The following is a 17,098-nucleotide window of genomic DNA, read 5'->3' on the forward strand; positions in this document are numbered from 1 at the left end:
CGCTTGGCCGCTTGGCCGCTTGGCCGCTTGGCCGCTTGGCCGCTTGGCTGCTTAGATCTTGAACTCCGGCAGCTTGCGCTCGACCCGGGCCAGCTTGAGGTGAGCCACCTTCGGCAGGCCGTTCTCGAAGGGCGGGAAGTCCTCGCCCTGGATCAGCGGCGACAGGTACTGGCGGCAGGCCTCGGTGATGCCGAAGCCATCCTCGCGGATGAACTCCTTCGGCATGAACTTCTCGCGGTTGGCGACCTCGGCCAGCGGGGCCGCCTCGATGCGCCACTCGTAGGGGGTCTCGCTGATGCGCTTGATCGCCGGCATCATGGAGTTCTTGCCTTCAATGGCCAGCGCCACGGCCTTCTCGCCCACCGCGTAGGCCTGCTCGACGTCGGTCTTCGAGGCCAGGTGACGAGCGGCCCGCTGCAGGTAGTCGGCCACGGCCCAGTGGTACTTGTAGCCCAGGTCCTGCTTGACCATGCCGGCAAGCGTCGGCGCCACGCCGCCCAGCTGGCGGTGGCCGAAGGCATCGGTGTTGCCGGAGTCGGCGAGGAAGGTGCCGTCCTCGTAGCGCGCGCCCTCGGAGACCACGATCACGCAGTAGCCGTACTTCTTGACCGACTCCTCCACCCGGGCCATCACCCGGGCGCGGTCGAAGTGGACCTCGGGGAAGATCACCAGGTGGGGCGGCTCGCCCTCGCCCTGGCCGGCCAGCGCCCCGGCGGCGGCGATCCAGCCGGCGTGACGGCCCATCACCTCGAGCACGAACACCTTGGTGGAGGTGGCGCACATCGAGGCGATGTCCAGCGAGGCCTCCAGGGTGGAGGTGGCGATGTACTTGGCCACGCTGCCGAAGCCCGGGGAGTTGTCGGTGATCGGCAGGTCGTTGTCCACGGTCTTGGGCACGTGGATGGCCGTCAGCGGATAGCCGAGCTTCTCGGAGAGCTGCGAGACCTTGAGGCAGGTATCGGCGCTGTCGCCGCCGCCGTTGTAGAAGAAGTAGCGGATGTCGTGGGCCCTGAAGACCTCGATCAGCCGTTCATACTGGGCGCGGTGGGACTCGATGTCCTTGAGCTTGTAGCGGCAGGAGCCGAAGGCGCCGCCGGGCGTATGGCGCAGCGCGGCGATGGTCTCATCCGACTCCTGGCTGACGTCGATCAGGTCCTCGGTGAGGGCGCCGATGATGCCGTTATGGCCGGCATAGACCTTGCCGATCCGGTCCGGATGGCGGCGGCAGGCTTCGATCACGCCGCATGCGCTGGCGTTGATCACGGCGGTGACGCCGCCGGACTGGGCGTAGAAGGCGTTGTGCTGGGCCATGGGGCTTACCTGTTCGTTGTCACGTCAAGAGATTTGAAAGCACGTCGAGGGTTCCGAAAGCCCGTGAGTCTAGCCGAAAGTGGCATGGGCTGCACCTGCGTGCCCGGGGAGCCCAAGTCGCCTTGGGCGCCGCGGGCGACGCTGGCGGCTGGAGCGCGTCGAGGGCGCCATGCTAGTCTCGCGCAGGTCGCGCCGCGGCTGGCGGCGGAAAGATTCCCGGAGAGCGCATGCACCTTCATATCCTCGGCATCTGCGGTACCTTCATGGGCAGCCTGGCCCTGCTGGCCCGAGAGCTGGGCATCACCGTCAGCGGCTCGGATGCCAACGTCTATCCGCCCATGAGCACCCAACTCGAGGAGGCCGGCATCGCGCTGTGCGAAGGGTACTCGCCGGACAACCTCTCGCCGCGCCCGGACCGGGTGGTGATCGGCAACGCCCTCTCGCGTGGCAACCCCGAGGTCGAGGCGGTCCTGGACCAGGGGCTGCCCTACGTCTCCGGCCCCGAGTGGCTGGCCGAGCAGGTGCTGCCGGGGCGGCGGGTGATCGCCGTGGCCGGTACCCACGGCAAGACCACCACGGCGAGCCTGCTGGCCTGGCTGCTGGAGTCCGCCGGCCTGGCGCCGGGCTTTCTGATCGGCGGGGTGCCGCGCAACTTCGGCGTCTCGGCGCGGCTCGGTGCCCACGATGCCCCCTTCGTGGTGGAAGCCGACGAGTACGATACGGCCTTCTTCGACAAGCGCTCCAAGTTCGTCCACTACCGCCCCGAGATCGCCATCCTCGGCAACCTGGAGTTCGATCACGCCGATATCTTCGATGACCTGGCCGCCATCGAGCGCCAGTTTCACCACCTGGTGCGTACCGTCCCCGGGCGGGGGCGCCTTCTGGTGGCCGATGGCGAGCCGGCCCTGGAGCGGGTGCTCGAGATGGGGGCCTGGACCCCGGTGGAGCGCTTCGGCACCCGGGCGGCAAGCCCCTGGCGGCTGGAACTCGAGCGCGAGGACGCCTCGCGCTTCCGGGTGATCCATGAGCGCCACGATGGCGAAGCCGAGGTGAACGAGGACGCGGTGGTGGACTGGGCGCTGACCGGTGCCCACAACGCCCGCAATGCGCTTGCCGCGCTGGCGGCGGCGAGCGCCTGCGGGGTCGACCTGCCGCGCGCCGCCGCGGCGCTGTCGCGCTTCGCGACCCCGCGGCGTCGCCAGGAGCTGCGCGGCGAGGTGGCGGGGATCGAGGTCATCGACGACTTCGCCCACCATCCCACGGCAATCGCCGCCACCCTGGAAGGGCTGCGGGCCGCGACGCCGCGCGGGCGCCTGCTGGCGGTGATCGAGCCGCGCTCCAACACCATGCGGCTGGGGACGCTGCGCGACCGGCTGGCGGCAAGCGTCGCCGCCGCCGATGCCGCCTACTGGTTCCAGCCGCCGGGGCTCGACTGGTCGCTGTCGCCGGTGCTCGAGGCGAGCCCGGTGCCGGCCCGGCTGCTCGACGACCTCGATGCCCTGGTGGAGGTCCTGGTCACCGAGGCACGGCCGCTGGACCGCATCGTGGTGATGTCCAACGGCGGCTTCGGCGGCATCCACGAGAAGCTGCTGGCGGCGCTGGAGGTGGCCCATGCCGACGGAACTGCGTGACCCGGTCACGGTGGCCCTGACCGGTGCCTCCGGGGCCCAGTATGGGCTGCGGCTGATCGAGGCGCTGGTGGCGGCCGACCACCGGGTCTGGGTGATGATCTCCAAGGCCGCCCACCTGGTGATCGCCACCGAGACCGATCGCGAACTGCCGGCTAACCCTGTCCGGCTGGCCGAGGTCCTCATCGAGCGCAGCGGGGCCGCACCCGGGCAGATCCGTTGTTTCGCGCGCGAGGACTGGATGGCGCCGGTCGCCTCGGGGTCAGGGGCGCCCTCGGCCATGGTGATCTGCCCCTGCAGCACCGGGACCCTCTCGGCGGTGGCCACCGGGGCCAGCAACAACCTGATCGAGCGTGCCGCCGACGTGGCGCTCAAGGAGCGCCGCAAGCTGATCCTGGTGCCCCGCGAGACCCCCTTCTCGGCGATCCACCTGGAGCACATGCTCGCACTGACCCGCATGGGGGCGGTGATCCTGCCCGCTGCGCCGGGGTTCTATCACCAGCCGGCGTCGGTCGACGACCTGGTCGACTTCATCGTGGCGCGGATCCTCAACCAGTTGGGGATCGCGCATCGCCTGATGCCCCGCTGGGGCGAGGGATGATCAACCTCTCCCTGCTGTCGGTCTTCGTGCCGACCTTCCTGCTGGTCTCGCTCACTCCCGGCATGTGCATGACCTTGGCCATGGTGCTGGGCATGACCCAGGGCGTGAGGCGCACCCTGTGGATGATGGTCGGCGAGCTGGTGGGCGTGGGCCTGGTGGCCTTCGCCGCCGGCGCCGGGGTAGCGGCCCTGATGCTGCGCCAGCCCGAGCTGTTCGCGCTCTTCAAGTGGCTGGGTGGCGCCTATCTTGGCTATCTGGGCGTGATGATGTGGCGCTCCCGGGGACGCATGGCCATCCCCCTGGCGCTGGAGGCGGGGCCCGCCGCCGCCCGCGGCCAGCTGGCCCTGCAGGGGCTGGTCACCGCGGTGGCCAATCCCAAGGGCTGGGCCTTCTTCATGGCCCTGCTGCCGCCCTTCCTGGATGCCTCTCGCCCGCTGGTCATCCAGCTTCTGGCGCTGATCGCGGTGATCCTCTCCATCGAATTCCTCTGCCTGCTGCTCTATGCCACCGGCGGACGCACCCTGCGCCGGCTGCTCGGCGAGAGCGGCAATGTGCGGCTGCTCAACCGCGTCGCCGGGACCCTGATGGTCGGCGTGGGGCTCTGGCTGGCCCTGGGCTAGACAGGCGGCAGCCAGGCGATCCGGGCCGCGGCCAGCAACAGCGAGGCGACACCCAGCAGGTGCCAGGGGCAGGGGCCGAGGCGCGGGCGCGGATGTCGCTGCCAGGCCAGCTGCACCAGGGCACAGACCACCAAGCCGAGCAGGGCGCCACCGATCAGGTCGCTGAGCCAATGCACCCCGATCAGCAGGCGCGACAGGGCCATCGGCAGGATCACGGCAATGGCGGCCCAGTAGGCCAGGAAGCGCCGGCCATAGGGCAGCTCATGACTGGCGAAGGCCGCGGCCATGCCGAACAGCACCACGGCGGTCGAGGTGTGGGCGCTGGGGTAGGAAAGCGAGTCGGCCAGGTAGGCCGGCGTGTCTGGTCGCGCCCGACCGATGGTCGCCTTGAACAGGGTGTTGAGCAGCGCGATGCCGACGAGCCCGCCGGCGATGTGCCAGAAGGCCGGCAGCTGGCGTCGCCACAGCAGCCAGGCCGCCCAGGGGAGGGTCAGGGCGAGCACGCCCAGCAGGTCGCCGGCCCTGGCCATCACGTCCCCGAAGGCGGCCAGGCCCGGCAGCGCGAGGCTCTCCAGCAGTCTCGCGAGACGCAGGTCCATGGCCAATGGACCCTGGTGGTGAATCACCACCAGGGTCCAGGCCGAGAGGGCCGCCAGGGAGAGGATCAGCAGCAGCCAGGAGGCCAGGGGCGGTTCCGCCGCATGGGGCGGAGCGAGCAGCCGCCACAGGCGCCGGCCCAGGGGCGTGCGCCGCGAGAGCCAGGCGAGGCCGCGGTAGGCGAGCCCGTCGCGGGTCACCAGGTGGCGACACCAGGAGAACACCACGGCGAGAATGACCACCAGCACGCCCAGGGCGACCAGCCAGGGCTGGAGGCCCTCGGGCAGGTCCAGCAGCTGCTGCCAGGTGCGACCCAGCAGGTAGCCCGGCAGCACGTAGGCCGGTGCCCAGAGAAGTGCCGAGCTCAGGTTGGCCCAGGTGAAGGTGCGGGGCGACATCCTCAGCATGCCGGCGATCAGCGGCACCACGGGCCTGACCGGGCCCACGAAGCGGCCCAGGAAGACCGACAGCGGGCCGTGGCGCTGGAAGAAGCGGGCCCCTCGCGCGAGCCATTCGGGGTGCCGAGACAGTGGCCACAGGGCGGTCACCCGCTCGCGCTGGGTATAGCCGAGCAGGAAGCTCAGGCCGTCGCCCGCCACCGCGCCGATGAAGGCGGCGCCGAGCACCGGTCCCACGGCCAGGTCCTGGTGGCCGGCCAGGGAGGTGGCGGCGGTCATCAGCACCACCCCCGGGACCAGCAGCCCCACCAGCGCCAGGGATTCCACCAGGGCGATGGCGGCGATGATCAGCAGCAGCAGCCCCGGCGGCGGCGCCAGCTGGAAGAGGGTGTCGGCGATGCTCAAAGGGTGCTCCGTTGCCGTGTGGTGCGCTCGCGGGCTCGCGGGTCAGCCATCGACCAGCGACTGGCTGACGGCCTGCAGGCGTTGCTCGAATCGTTGCCGGGACTCTCCCGGGCGCGGCCGGCAGAGTCGCAGCCGCGCCTCCATCGGGCCGGTCTCCGTCAGGGTGGCCTGCTCGAGGGCCTGGCCGAGCCGCTGCTGCACCAGCAGGCCACCGCTCTCGGTGGTATCCGGCAGCACCAGCCAGAAATCCGCCGGGCCCTCCCGGCCCAGGATGTCCTGGTCGCGGCAGCGGCTGGCGACGGCCTGGCAGAGGACGTCCAGCAGGGCCTGTCGCGCCCGCTGACCGAACTGTTCCTCGGCCATCTCCAGCTGGGGTAGGTGGACCAGCAACACGGCCAGCGGCTGGCCGAGCAGCGCGGCGCGCTCGGCTTCGCTGGCCAGCTGCTCGTGGAGGGTCTCGCGTCCCACCGCCGGACATTCGGGGTCGCGGGGGTCGGTGGCCCGCAGCAGGGCATGCTGGCGGACCTGCTCCCAGGGGACCAGGGCTGCCACCACCACAAGTGTCAGGTAGCCCAGCAGCATGTCCCGGTCGAGCTCGCCATTGCCGAGCAGGGCCAGCCAGACCGGCGTCAGCGCCACGTTGAGCAGCATGGCCGGGCCCAGCGGCAGCAGCAGCAGGGTGAGGACCGGCGGTACCCCCACCCAGAGCGACGGCAGCCCCGACTGCCGAGGCAGCTCGACGGCGATCAGCAGGTAACCGCAGATCAGCACCAGGTAGGCGGCCAGCCGCGAGTGATCTTCGCGCGTCACGCTGAGCAGGGTGGCCACCAGCATCAGCAGGAAGAGGGCAGCGGGCAGGGGGATGCGTTCGTATTCGCCCATCAGGTAGAGCCACAGGGCCATGCCCAGCAGCAGCAGCGCGCCGCTGGCGTACCACGCCGCGTACAGCCTCAGGAAACGCACCCGGCGTTCAGGCATTGGCCGCTACCCCGGTGATCTGGAGCCCTGCCGCCTGCCGCGCCAGCGCCTGTCGTTCGTCCTCCAGGGACGCCAGGCCGGACAGGTCGATCACCCGGGCCGGGCCTGGGGTATCGAGGTGGCGCCACAGCGCGTCGCGTCGCTCCCCGGCCTCGCGACGGTTGCGGCTGGTCAGGATCACCGCCAGGGTTCGCGGGTCGAGGCGGTAGCAGGGCTCGAAGCTGTGGGTCAGCCGACAGAGCCGGTGGGCCAGGGTCCAGCAGCGGTGTCGCGGGGCGTGCAGCAGCAGCAGCTCGGCATGCACCCCCTCGCGATGGCTGCGGCCCCGCGCGAGGGCGAGGTCCTGGGGAAGCCGCTCACCGGGCCAGAGCGGCAGGCCGGGAACCAGGCGGGCTCGGTGCAGGGTGCTCTGGCGCAGCGCACGAAGGTCGAGGGCCCTGGAGAGTCCCAGCAGCATTAGGGCGGCGAGCAGCAGGCCGGCCAGGGCCCACTGCTCGAGCCCCAGCAGCTCGCGCAGTGGCCACCAGGTGGCCAGCGCCAGCAGGGCCTCGAGCAGCAGGGTCCAGCGGGGCTGGGGAAGCATCAGCAGCACTGCCCAGGCCCACAGCCAGGTGACATGCCGCTCGGGATTCACCCACAGCAGGGCGGCGAGCAGCAGGCCGGGCAGCAGCTGCCAGGGCACCGTGGCGGGGCGGCGATGGTTGAAGGCGAGCAGCAGTGCGGTGACGGCCAGCCAGCTCGCGGCCAGCCACAGCAGCAGGGCCTCGGTCAGGGTCGTCGTGGCGATGGCCTGCAGTGCCAGCAGCAGCGCCGCGACCAGCAGGTTGCCGCGCAGCAGCCCGACTTTGTACTTGGTCTGCATGGTGGCTTAGTATGATTCCCTTCCCGGTTTACGGCACAGTATAACGCCGGCAGCGCCCTTGTCGCGGCGTCGCCGGCCCCAGGAGACACGCAACGGCATGACAGCTCAAGCCTCCCGCTCGGACCACGACCCCGCGCCCCCCGATATCGGCGACGTCGACGCCTACATGCAGCGCCTGGGGCAGGGCGCCCGTGAGGCGGCCACCCGGATGCGCCGCGTCGACACCGCAGCCAAGAACGCCGCCCTGCTGGCCATGGCCGAGCTGCTCGAGCAGGCCCGCGGCGAGGTGCTGGCCGCCAACGCCCGCGACCTTGCCCGGGGGCGCGAGAGCGGCCTGGAGGCGGCGCTGCTCGACCGCCTGGCGCTGGACGACGCGCGTGTCGATGCCATGATCGATGGCCTCGCCCAGGTCGCTGCCCTGCCGGACCCGGTCGGCGAGATCGACGGCCTGCGCTCGCGGCCCAGCGGCATCCAGGTGGGCCAGATGCGGGTGCCGCTCGGGGTGATCGGCATCATCTACGAGTCGCGGCCCAACGTCACCCTGGAAGCGGCGAGCCTGTGCCTGAAGTCCGGCAACGCGGCCATCCTGCGCGGCGGGTCCGAGGCGCGCGACTCCAACGCCGCCATCGCCGCCTGCATCCGCGCCGGGCTGGCCCGGGCCGGCCTCCCCGAGGGGGCCGTCCAGGTGGTGGCGACGACGGATCGCGCCGCCGTGGGCCGCCTGATCAGCATGCCGGAGTACGTCGACGTGATCATCCCGCGCGGTGGCAAGTCGTTGATCGAGCGCATCACCCGGGAGGCGCGGGTGCCGGTGATCAAGCACCTCGACGGCATCTGCCACGTCTACATCGATGCCAGCGCCGACCTCGACAAGGCCCTGGCCATCGCGGTCAATGCCAAGACCCATCGCTACGGCACCTGCAACACCATGGAGACCCTGCTGGTCGATGCGCCGGTGGCCGAGACCCTGTTGCCCGACCTGGCCCGTGCCTATGGCGAGCATGGCGTCGAGCTGCGCGGCTGCGAGCGGACCCGGGCGATCCTCGGCGACATCGCCGAGGCCAGCGAGGCGGACTGGCAGGCGGAGTACCTGGCCCCGGTGCTGGCCATCCGCGTGGTCGACGGCATCGATGCCGCGATGGCGCATATCGAGCGCTATGGCTCGCGCCACACCGACGCCATCGTCACCGAGCATTACGGCCTGGCGCGCCGCTTCCTCGCCGAGGTGGACTCCAGCTCGGTGATGGTCAACGCCTCGACCCGCTTCGCCGACGGCTTCGAGTACGGGCTGGGCGCCGAGATCGGCATCTCCACCGACCGCCTGCATGCCCGGGGCCCCGTGGGGCTCGAGGGGCTGACCACCCGCAAGTACGTGGTGCTCGGCGACGGCCAGGTGCGTCGGTGAGCCAACCTGGGCTGCCCGTCAGGGCCGACCGCGACCCGTCACCATCGCCCCGGGTCGCCATGCTCGGCGGCACCTTCGATCCGGTGCATCTGGGGCACCTGCGCAGTGCCGTGGAGCTTCGCGAGGCGCTGGCCCTGGACCGGGTGCACATGGTACCCGCTGCCATGCCGCCGCTACGCGGCGAGCCTCGCGTCTCGCCCGCCGACCGCCTCGCCCTCTTGCGCCTGGGGATCGGCGACACGCCGGGCCTGGTCGCCGATCCCCGGGAGCTCGAGCGTGACGGGCCCTCCTACAGTGCCGATACCCTTGCCTCGCTGCGTCGTGAACTGGGCCCTGAGGCGCGACTGGTGATGGCGTTGGGCCACGATGCCTTCCTGCGCCTGGCTGACTGGCACGAGCCCGAGCGACTCTTCGAGCTGGCCCATGTGGTGGTGATCGATCGACCCGACCATCGGGCGTCGCTGCCCCAGCCGCTGGTTGCGCTGCTGGCCGGGCGCGAGGTCGAGGAGGGCGAGGCGCTGATGACCCGGCCCGCCGGACGGCTGCTGCGCCTCAAGCTGCCATCGCGCATGGCGATCTCGGCCACCGAGGTGCGCCGGCGCCTGGCGGCGGGCCTCAGCGTGCGCTACCTGCTGCCGGAGGCAGTGGAGACGCAACTCCTCTCGCGGGGCCTCTATCGGCACGGCTGAGTGCTGCCCACGCGGGCGTCGAGTCGGTACAATGGGTGTGAGGATTTCCCGCGGACGAAGGGCTGACACGAAGGGCTATGCATATCGACGCACTCAAGACTCTGGTGACCGACGCACTGGAGGACCTCAAGGCCCAGGACATTGCCGTCCTGGATGTCTCACGACTGACCAGCGTGACCGACCTGATGGTGGTGGCCAGCGGCACCTCGAGCCGCCATGTGGCGGCGCTCGCCGAGAATGTGGTCCAGGCCGCCAAGGAGCAGGACATTGCGCCGCTGGGTGTCGAGGGGGAGAGCGGTGCCGACTGGGTGCTGGTCGACCTGGGCAACCTGGTGGTGCACGTGATGCTGCCCGAGACCCGGCAGCTCTATGACCTGGAGCGACTCTGGGCCGACCTGCCCAGCGATACGGAATCGCGTATCGAGGAGGGGGTGCCGGGTTCATGAGGCTCCGCCTGCTGGCGGTGGGCACGCGCATGCCCGACTGGGTAACGCGCGGCGTCGAGGAGTATCGCAAGCGCCTGCCCAGGGACTTCGCCCTGGAGGTGGAGGAGATCACGCCCGGTCAGCGCGGCAAGAATGCCGATGTGACCCGGGCCATGGCCCTGGAGGCCGAGCGCATCCGGGGGCGTCTGAAGGGCGGGGAGCACCTGGTCGCCCTGGAGGTCGGGGGCAAGCCCTGGAGCACCGAGCAGCTGGCCCGTGAGGCCGACGCCTGGCGCCACGCGGGGCGTGACGTGGTGCTGCTGGTGGGGGGGCCGGATGGCCTGGAGCCGTCGCTCTCGGCGAGTGCCGACCAGCGCTGGTCGCTGTCGCCGTTGACGCTGCCCCATCCGCTGGTACGCATCCTGCTCGCCGAGCAGCTCTACCGCGCCTGGACCCTGCTGGTCGGCCATCCCTATCATCGCTGAAGCCTGTTTTCTGCTCCAACAACGCTGAAGGCTGTTCTGTTTCAGGGCCGCTGAAGGCTGTTCTGTTTCAGGACCGCTGAAGGCTCTTCTACTCAATCACTCCGAGGTCATCACCGAGCATGCGTCGGCGCCGCGAAACCCTGAAGAACCCGGAACAGGAGCTGCGCGTCTTCCGCATGCGCTCGCTGCTGGCCGTGCTGGTGGTGGTGTGCCTGACCGGTCTGCTGGGCGGGCGGCTGTTCTACCTGCAGGTGGTGCAGCATGAGGTGTACAGCACCCGCTCCGAGAAGAACCGGGTGCGGGTCGAGCCGCTGCCACCCACCCGCGGGCTGATCTACGATCGCAACGGCGTGCTGCTGGCCGAGAACCGCCCCACCTACAACCTCACCCTGGTGCGAGAACGGGTCGAGGACCTCGATGCCACCCTGTCGCTGCTGGTCGACCTGCTGGAGATCCCCGAGGAGGAGGTCGAGGCCTTCCGGGTGCGCTCCCGCCAGCGCCAGCGTCCCTTCCAGCCTGCGCTGCTGATGAGCGATCTCGAGGAAGAGCAGATCGCCCGGCTGGCGGTCAATCGCCACCGCCTGCCCGGCGTCGAGGTGGAGGCCCAACTGCTGCGCTACTATCCCGATGCCGAGACCATGGTGCACGCCCTGGGCTATGTGGGGCGGATCAACGCCGAGGAGCTCGCGGGCCTGGATTCGGGCAACTATGCCGGTACCCACTTCATCGGCAAGACCGGGGTGGAGCGCTTCTACGAGGACGAGCTGCATGGCCAGGCAGGGCTGCGCAAGGTGGAGACCAACGCTCGCGGCCGGGTGCTGCGCGAGCTCGGCCACACCGACCCGGTTCCGGGCAAGGACCTGACCCTGACGCTGGACAGCGAACTGCAGAAGCTGGCCGTGGAGCTGCTCGACGGCCGCCGCGGCTCCATCGTGGCGATCGCCCCCGGCAGCGGCGAGATCCTTGCCCTCGCCTCGGTGCCGGGGTTCGACAGCAACCAGTTCGTCACCGGCATCGACGTCGCCTCGTATCGCGGCCTCCAGGAGAACCTGGACCTGCCGCTCTACAACCGGGCGATCCGTGGCCACTACCCGCCGGGCTCCACCATCAAGCCGTTCATGGCCATCACCGGTCTCAAGGAAGGTGTGATCACCCCCGACACCACCATCCGCGACCCCGGCTACTACCAGCTGCCCAACGACTCGCGGCGCTACCGCAACTGGCTGCGCTGGGGGCATGGCCGGGTCGATCTGGAGCGCGCCATCGCCGTCTCCAACAACACCTACTTCTACTCCCTGGCCCACGACCTGGGGATCGACCACATCCACGACAACATGTCGGCCTTCGGCTTCGGTCAGCGGGTCGCCCATGACGTCCAGGGCGAGAGCGATGCGCTGATGCCCTCGCGGGACTGGAAGCGGGGTCGCTTCAACCAGCCGTGGTACCCCGGCGAGACCCTCTCGGTGGGCATCGGCCAGGGCTATCTGCAGGTCACGCCGCTGCAACTGGCCACCGCCACGGCGGTGCTGGCCAACCGTGGCCAGTGGGTCAAGCCGCGCCTCGCCCAGCGGATCGGCGACGAGGAGGTGCCCGTCGACCTGCCCGACACCCCGCCTGACATCACGCTCGCCAACGAGGGGTGGTGGGACCGGGTCTTCTCCGGCATGGAGAAGGTGGTCTCCGGCCATGAGGGCACCGCGCGGCGTATCGGCAAGGACCTGGAGTACCGGATGGCGGGCAAGTCCGGTACCGCCCAGGTGTTCTCCCTGGGCCAGGACCAGAAGTACAACGCCGATGAGCTCAAGGAGCGCTTGCGCGACCATGCCCTGTTCATGGCCTTTGCCCCGGTGGAGGACCCCCAGATCGCCGTGGCGGTGATCGTCGAGAATGCCGGCGGCGGCAGCACCCACGCCGCCCACCTGGCCAAGGCGATGACCGATGCCTGGCTGCTCGAGGACGAGGCCCCCGATACCGAGGAGGTACGCGAGGTGCTCGAGCGCGAGGACGGCCGGGTGACGGGGAACTGACGATGATCTGGAGCGAGCTGACCCGTGGCCTGCGGGCCCATCCCGTGAAACCCTCCCTGAGCGGCATCGCCCGGCGGCGCAGCCTCTGGGAGCGCATCCACCTGGACCCCTGGCTGCTCGGCATGCTGCTGGTGCTGATGCTGGCCGGACTGGTGGTGCTCTATAGTGCCAGCGGCCAGCGCCTGCCGGTGGTAACCGCCCAGGCCATCCGCTTCGGCGTGGCCCTGGTGGTGATGGCCGGGCTCGCCCAGCTCTCGCCGACCACCCTGCTGCGCTGGACGCCACCGGTCTACGTGGCCGGGGTGCTGATGCTGGTCGCCGTTGAACTGATTGGCGACATGGGCATGGGGGCCCAGCGCTGGCTGGTGATCCCCGGGGTGATCCGCTTCCAGCCCTCGGAGCTGATGAAGCTGGCCATGCCGATGATGGTCGCCGCCTGGCTGAGCCGCCAGCCGCTCCCGCCGCGCTGGCGCGACCTGCTGGTCTGTGCGGTGCTCATCGGCATGCCGGTGGTGCTGATCGCCAAGCAGCCCGACCTCGGCACCTCGCTGCTGGTCACCACCGCCGGGGTGTTCGTGATCCTGCTGGCGGGGCTCTCCTGGCGCTTCATCCTGTTCTGCGGCGTGCTGGCGGCGGCCGCGCTGCCGCTGCTGTGGATGAACATGCACAACTACCAGCGCCAGCGGGTGCTGACCTTCCTCGACCCCGAGAGCGACCCGCTGGGCGCGGGCTGGAACATCATCCAGTCGACCACCGCCATCGGCAGCGGGGGCTTCTGGGGCAAGGGCTGGCTGCAGGGCACCCAGTCGCAGCTGGAGTTCCTTCCCGAGCGCCATACCGACTTCATCGTCGCGGTGCTCGGCGAGGAGTTCGGGCTGGTGGGGATGCTGGCCTTCCTGCTGCTTTACCTGCTGATCGTGGGGCGCGGGCTATGGCTCGCCGGCGCCGCCCAGGAAACCTTTGGGCGCCTGGTGGCGGGCAGCATCATCCTGACCTTCTTCATCTATGTGTTCGTCAACGTGGGCATGGTCAGCGGCATCCTGCCGGTGGTCGGCGTGCCGCTGCCGCTGGTCAGCTTCGGGGGGACCTCCAGCGTGACCTTGATGGCCGGTTTCGGTATTCTCATGGCCATTCATGCCCACCGCCGCCTGCTGCCGCGTTAGGCAGCTGTCAGGATTCAGGGAGAGCTACGATGACGGTGTCGTCACCACGGAGAAAACGCTGGATGGCCTGGCTCGCGGGCGGGCTGCTGGCATGGGGGGCGACGACCGGCCTGGCGGCGGACTTCGACCCGCAGCGCCATGCCGAAGCGGCTCGGCTGGTGGAGGAGCTGGCCGAGAAAGGGGTCGACCGCGACTGGCTCCAGGCCGCCCTGGGGGAGGCCGAGTTCCGCCAGTCGGTGCTGGATGCCATGGCCGGCGCCGCCGAACGTCGCCTGCGCTGGGACGAATATCGCGCCATCTTCCTGGATGCCCCGCGCGTTGCCAACGGGGTGGCCTTCATCGAGACCCATGAGGCCGCCATGGCGAGGGCCGAGGCCGAGTTCGGCGTGCCTCCTGAAGTGATCGCCGCCATCATCGGTGTGGAGACCCGCTACGGCGGCGTTACCGGCAATCATCGCGTCCTCGACTCCCTGGCGACCCTGGCCTTCCATCATCCCGGCCGCGGCCGCTTCTTTCGCGGCGAACTGGCCGCCTTCCTGGAGATCGCCTTTGAAGAGGAGCGCACGCCCGGCAGCCTGACCGGCTCCTACGCGGGGGCCATGGGCTATCCGCAGTTCATTCCCACCAGCTACCGCGCCTACGCCGTGGACTTCGACGGCGATGGCCTGCGCGACCTCTGGACCAACCCGGTGGATGCCATCGGCAGCGTGGCCAACTACTTCGCCGAGCACGGCTGGCGCGCCGGTGAGCCGATCTACCACGAGGTCGAGGGGCCTGCCTCGCCTCCCGACGGCATCGACTTCAACCGCGCCGCGCGGCCGCCCGCAGTGCCGGCGGCAGAGGTCGCCAGGGCGGGCCTCGAGGTCCCGGACTCGCTGGCCGACGATCATCGCCTGCTGCCGGTGGCGCTGGAGGATAGCGAGGAGAGCTGGCGCTACGTGCTCGGCGAGCACAACTTCTACGTGATCACCCGCTACAACCACAGCCACCTGTATGCCATGGCGGTGACCGAGCTTGCCGAGGCGATTGCCGAGGCGCGGGGCCTGGAGGCCCACTGGCTCGATGCCACCGATACCACCCCGGAGGAGGCCTCATGAGACGCATCTGTGCCGCCTTGAGCGTGCTGCTGCTTCTGGCCGGCTGTGCTGGGGGCGGTGGCGGCTCCCGTCCATCCCCCGGTGAGGCGTCCAGCCAGGCGCCGGTCACATCGGGAAACGGCGAGCGCTATGCCCTGGCCGGTGACGCCTATCCCGAGGATCCGCCCGATGTCGCCGAGGTGCCCGATGCGGTGCCGCGTCGCGAGGCGCGCTCCCGGGGCGGCAACAAGTCGCCCTACGAGGTGTGGGGCAAGCGCTATGAGGTGATGGCGGATGCCAGCGGCTACAGTCGCCAGGGCAGGGCCTCCTGGTATGGCAAGAAGTTCCATGGCTACGCCACCTCCAACGGCGAGATCTACGACATGTACAAGATGAGCGCCGCCCACCGCTCCTTGCCCCTGCCCAGCTTCGTCCGCGTCACCAGCCTGGACAACGGCCGTTCGGCGATCGTGCGAGTCAACGACCGCGGGCCCTTCCACAGCGACCGCGAGATCGACCTCTCCTATGCGGCCGCGGCCCGCTTGGGCATCCTCAAGCAGGGCACCGGCCGGGTGAAGGTCGAGGCCATCGACGTAGAGCGCTGGATCGCCGACAACGGCGATGCCCCCCGGGCGGGGGAGCGTGCGTCACCCCGGGTGGAGGTCCCGCGCCGCGAGGCGCGACCGGTGGCCACGGGCGCCTCGGTGCCGGGGCGCGAGGCGCGGACGGCCGAGGGCGGCGTCTTCCTGCAGGTGGCGGCCCTGGGCTCTGCCGACAGTGCCCGGCAGCTCAAGTCGCGCCTTGAGGGCGAGATCGACCGGCCGGTGCGCGTCGCCAGTGCCACCGGCCTGCATCGCGTCCAGGTCGGCCCGCTGGACGATGCCCGCCAGGTGGACCCCGTCCGCGAGCAGCTGCGCCGAGCGGGCTTTGCCCAGGCCTTTGTGGTCAACGATGCCGACTGAGTCGGTGCCCCTTTTTTCGAACTATCCCGCGATGTCCTTGATGAGAACCCCTGCCATGAGATTCATGCTTTTCTTCCGTCGCTGCCGGCTGTTGCCGCTGCTGGTCAGCCTGCTGCTGGTCGTTTCACCGGTTTCTGCCCAGGTGATCCCGGCGCCGCAGACCATGATCCCCTCGCCGCCGCAGCTGGCGGCCAGCTCCTGGATCCTGATGGATGCCGACAGCGGCCGGGTGCTGGTGGAGCACAATGCCGACGAGCGCCTGCCGCCGGCCAGCCTGACCAAGCTGATGACGGCCTACCTCGTGGAGCGCGAGCTCGACCGGGGCAATATCGCCCCGGACGATCTGGTGCCCATCAGCGAGAAGGCCTGGCGCACCGGAGGCTCCAAGATGTTCATCGAGGTCGACACCCTGGTGGCGGTCGACGAGCTGCTCAAGGGCATCATCATCGTCTCGGGCAACGATGCCAGCGTGGCCATGGCCGAACACCTGGCCGGGGGCGAGCGCCCCTTCGCCGACCTGATGAACCAGCACGCCACCCGGCTGGGCATGCACAACACAAATTTCGTCAATGCCACCGGCCTGCCCGACGATAACCACTACTCCTCGGCCCGCGACCTGGCGCTGCTCTCCCAGCACATCATCAACGACTATCCGGAACACTATGCGACCTATGCCCACAAGCAGTTCAGCTACGGTGGCATCGAGCAGCCCAACCGCAACCGCCTGCTGTGGCGCGACAGCACTGTCGATGGCCTGAAGACCGGCTGGACCGAGGCCGCGGGCTACTGCCTGGTGGCCTCGGCCAAGCGCGACGACATGCGCCTGATCTCGGTGGTGATGGGTACCGAATCCGATGAGGCGCGCGCCCAGGAGACCCAGAAGCTGCTCAGCTACGGCTTTCGCTACTACGAGACCCTCAAGCTCTATGACGCAGGTGCCGTGCTCAATACGCCACGGGTCTGGGGCGGTGACAAGAACGAGCTGCGTGTCGGTGTCGACAGCAACGTGGTCATGACCGTGCCGCGCGCTCGCAGCGAGGAGCTCACCGCCAAGCTCGATATCCAGGCCGACCTCACCGCGCCGATTGCGGCCGGCGACCGGGTCGGGACCATGGAGGTGCGCCAGGGCGAGGAGGTGGTCGGCGAGCGCCCACTGGTCGCCCTCGAGAGCATCGAGGAGGGCGGGCTGTTCAAGCGCTTCTTCGACCAGGTGCGGCGCTTCTTCACCAACCTGATCGGCGGCTGGTTCGGATAGCGCCAAGCGGCAAGCGCCGAGCGCCGAGCTGACCGGTGACGGGCGGCAGATGCTGAGGAGATAGACCAGGATTCCCCACGGACGAGTCCGTGGGGTTTCTGCTGTTGCTGACTTGGGTAGTACCATCTCGCTTGGCGGCTTGGCGGCTTGGCGGCTTGGCGGCTTGGTGTTGGTCTCCCCGCGCCAGGTTGAGTAAAATACTCGGATATTC

16 protein-coding genes are annotated in these 17,098 nt (G+C 69.8%); 12 read left to right on the top strand and 4 right to left on the bottom strand.

Annotated features, from left to right (window positions below; translation table 11 throughout):
- Window positions 1-51: 51 nt before the first annotated feature.
- Window positions 52-1,311: a 6-phosphofructokinase gene (locus M8009_RS11205; RefSeq protein ID WP_250061052.1), complete on the bottom strand. Its 1,260-nt coding sequence runs from the start codon at window positions 1,309-1,311 to the stop codon at window positions 52-54.
- A 227-nt stretch (window positions 1,312-1,538) separates the two neighbouring features.
- Here M8009_RS11205 and mpl point away from each other — a divergent pair, with 227 nt between their 5' ends.
- From mpl to M8009_RS11220, 3 genes are read left to right on the top strand one after another with little or no spacing between them, the layout of a single operon-like run.
- Window positions 1,539-2,942 (top strand): UDP-N-acetylmuramate:L-alanyl-gamma-D-glutamyl-meso-diaminopimelate ligase, encoded by a 1,404-nt coding sequence (mpl, locus tag M8009_RS11210; protein WP_250061054.1) that lies wholly within the window; start codon window positions 1,539-1,541, stop codon window positions 2,940-2,942.
- Window positions 2,923-3,540 carry a flavin prenyltransferase UbiX gene (locus M8009_RS11215; RefSeq protein ID WP_250061056.1) on the top strand — a complete coding sequence of 206 codons (618 nt, stop codon included), beginning with the start codon at window positions 2,923-2,925 and terminating at the stop codon, window positions 3,538-3,540. The genes mpl and M8009_RS11215 overlap by 20 nt, the downstream gene beginning before the upstream one ends.
- Entirely contained in the window at window positions 3,537-4,160 is a 624-nt protein-coding gene (locus M8009_RS11220; RefSeq protein WP_250061058.1) for a LysE family translocator, read from the top strand. The genes M8009_RS11215 and M8009_RS11220 overlap by 4 nt, the downstream gene beginning before the upstream one ends.
- On the opposite strand, the gene M8009_RS11225 is transcribed toward M8009_RS11220, so the two are convergent.
- From M8009_RS11225 to M8009_RS11235, 3 genes are read right to left on the bottom strand one after another with little or no spacing between them, the layout of a single operon-like run.
- Entirely contained in the window at window positions 4,157-5,560 is a 1,404-nt protein-coding gene (locus M8009_RS11225) for a bifunctional DedA family/phosphatase PAP2 family protein (protein ID WP_250061060.1), read from the bottom strand. The two genes, M8009_RS11220 and M8009_RS11225, sit on opposite strands and share 4 nt — an antisense overlap.
- 42 nt (window positions 5,561-5,602) lie before the next feature.
- Complete coding sequence (locus tag M8009_RS11230; RefSeq protein WP_250061068.1) at window positions 5,603-6,538, bottom strand: GGDEF domain-containing protein; 936 nt, start codon at window positions 6,536-6,538, stop codon at window positions 5,603-5,605.
- The gene (locus tag M8009_RS11235) at window positions 6,531-7,400 is read right to left on the bottom strand and encodes a hypothetical protein (RefSeq protein WP_250061070.1); all 870 of its coding nucleotides are present in this window, start codon (window positions 7,398-7,400) and stop codon (window positions 6,531-6,533) included. Before M8009_RS11235 ends, M8009_RS11230 begins: the two co-directional genes overlap by 8 nt.
- A 97-nt stretch (window positions 7,401-7,497) precedes the next feature.
- Between M8009_RS11235 and M8009_RS11240 the strand changes: the two genes are divergently transcribed.
- The 9 genes from M8009_RS11240 (at window position 7,498) to M8009_RS11280 (ending at window position 16,887) form a co-directional block, all read left to right on the top strand.
- Window positions 7,498-8,805, top strand: coding sequence for a glutamate-5-semialdehyde dehydrogenase (locus M8009_RS11240; RefSeq protein WP_250061071.1), 1,308 nt, complete (start codon window positions 7,498-7,500; stop codon window positions 8,803-8,805).
- 59 nt (window positions 8,806-8,864) lie between these two features.
- Complete coding sequence (nadD, locus tag M8009_RS11245) at window positions 8,865-9,494, top strand: nicotinate-nucleotide adenylyltransferase (protein ID WP_250061192.1); 630 nt, start codon at window positions 8,865-8,867, stop codon at window positions 9,492-9,494.
- A 77-nt stretch (window positions 9,495-9,571) separates the two neighbouring features.
- Window positions 9,572-9,940: a ribosome silencing factor gene (gene rsfS, locus M8009_RS11250; protein ID WP_250061073.1), complete on the top strand. Its 369-nt coding sequence runs from the start codon at window positions 9,572-9,574 to the stop codon at window positions 9,938-9,940.
- Entirely contained in the window at window positions 9,937-10,404 is a 468-nt protein-coding gene (gene rlmH, locus M8009_RS11255) for a 23S rRNA (pseudouridine(1915)-N(3))-methyltransferase RlmH (protein ID WP_250061075.1), read from the top strand. The genes rsfS and rlmH overlap by 4 nt, the downstream gene beginning before the upstream one ends.
- Window positions 10,405-10,523: 119 nt before the next feature.
- Window positions 10,524-12,431, top strand: coding sequence for a penicillin-binding protein 2 (mrdA, locus tag M8009_RS11260; RefSeq protein ID WP_250061077.1), 1,908 nt, complete (start codon window positions 10,524-10,526; stop codon window positions 12,429-12,431).
- A 2-nt stretch (window positions 12,432-12,433) separates the two neighbouring features.
- Window positions 12,434-13,594, top strand: coding sequence for a rod shape-determining protein RodA (rodA, locus tag M8009_RS11265; RefSeq protein WP_250061084.1), 1,161 nt, complete (start codon window positions 12,434-12,436; stop codon window positions 13,592-13,594).
- Window positions 13,595-13,656: 62 nt separating this feature from the next.
- Window positions 13,657-14,691: a lytic murein transglycosylase B gene (gene mltB / locus M8009_RS11270; protein ID WP_250061086.1), complete on the top strand. Its 1,035-nt coding sequence runs from the start codon at window positions 13,657-13,659 to the stop codon at window positions 14,689-14,691.
- Complete coding sequence (locus M8009_RS11275; protein ID WP_250061088.1) at window positions 14,688-15,632, top strand: septal ring lytic transglycosylase RlpA family protein; 945 nt, start codon at window positions 14,688-14,690, stop codon at window positions 15,630-15,632. Before mltB ends, M8009_RS11275 begins: the two co-directional genes overlap by 4 nt.
- A gap of 64 nt (window positions 15,633-15,696) precedes the next feature.
- Window positions 15,697-16,887: a D-alanyl-D-alanine carboxypeptidase family protein gene (locus M8009_RS11280; RefSeq protein WP_430886910.1), complete on the top strand. Its 1,191-nt coding sequence runs from the start codon at window positions 15,697-15,699 to the stop codon at window positions 16,885-16,887.
- Window positions 16,888-17,098: the final 211 nt, after the last annotated feature.

This window comes from Halomonas gemina (assembly GCF_023554995.1).
GTDB classification, from domain to species: Bacteria; Pseudomonadota; Gammaproteobacteria; order Pseudomonadales; family Halomonadaceae; genus Halomonas; species Halomonas gemina.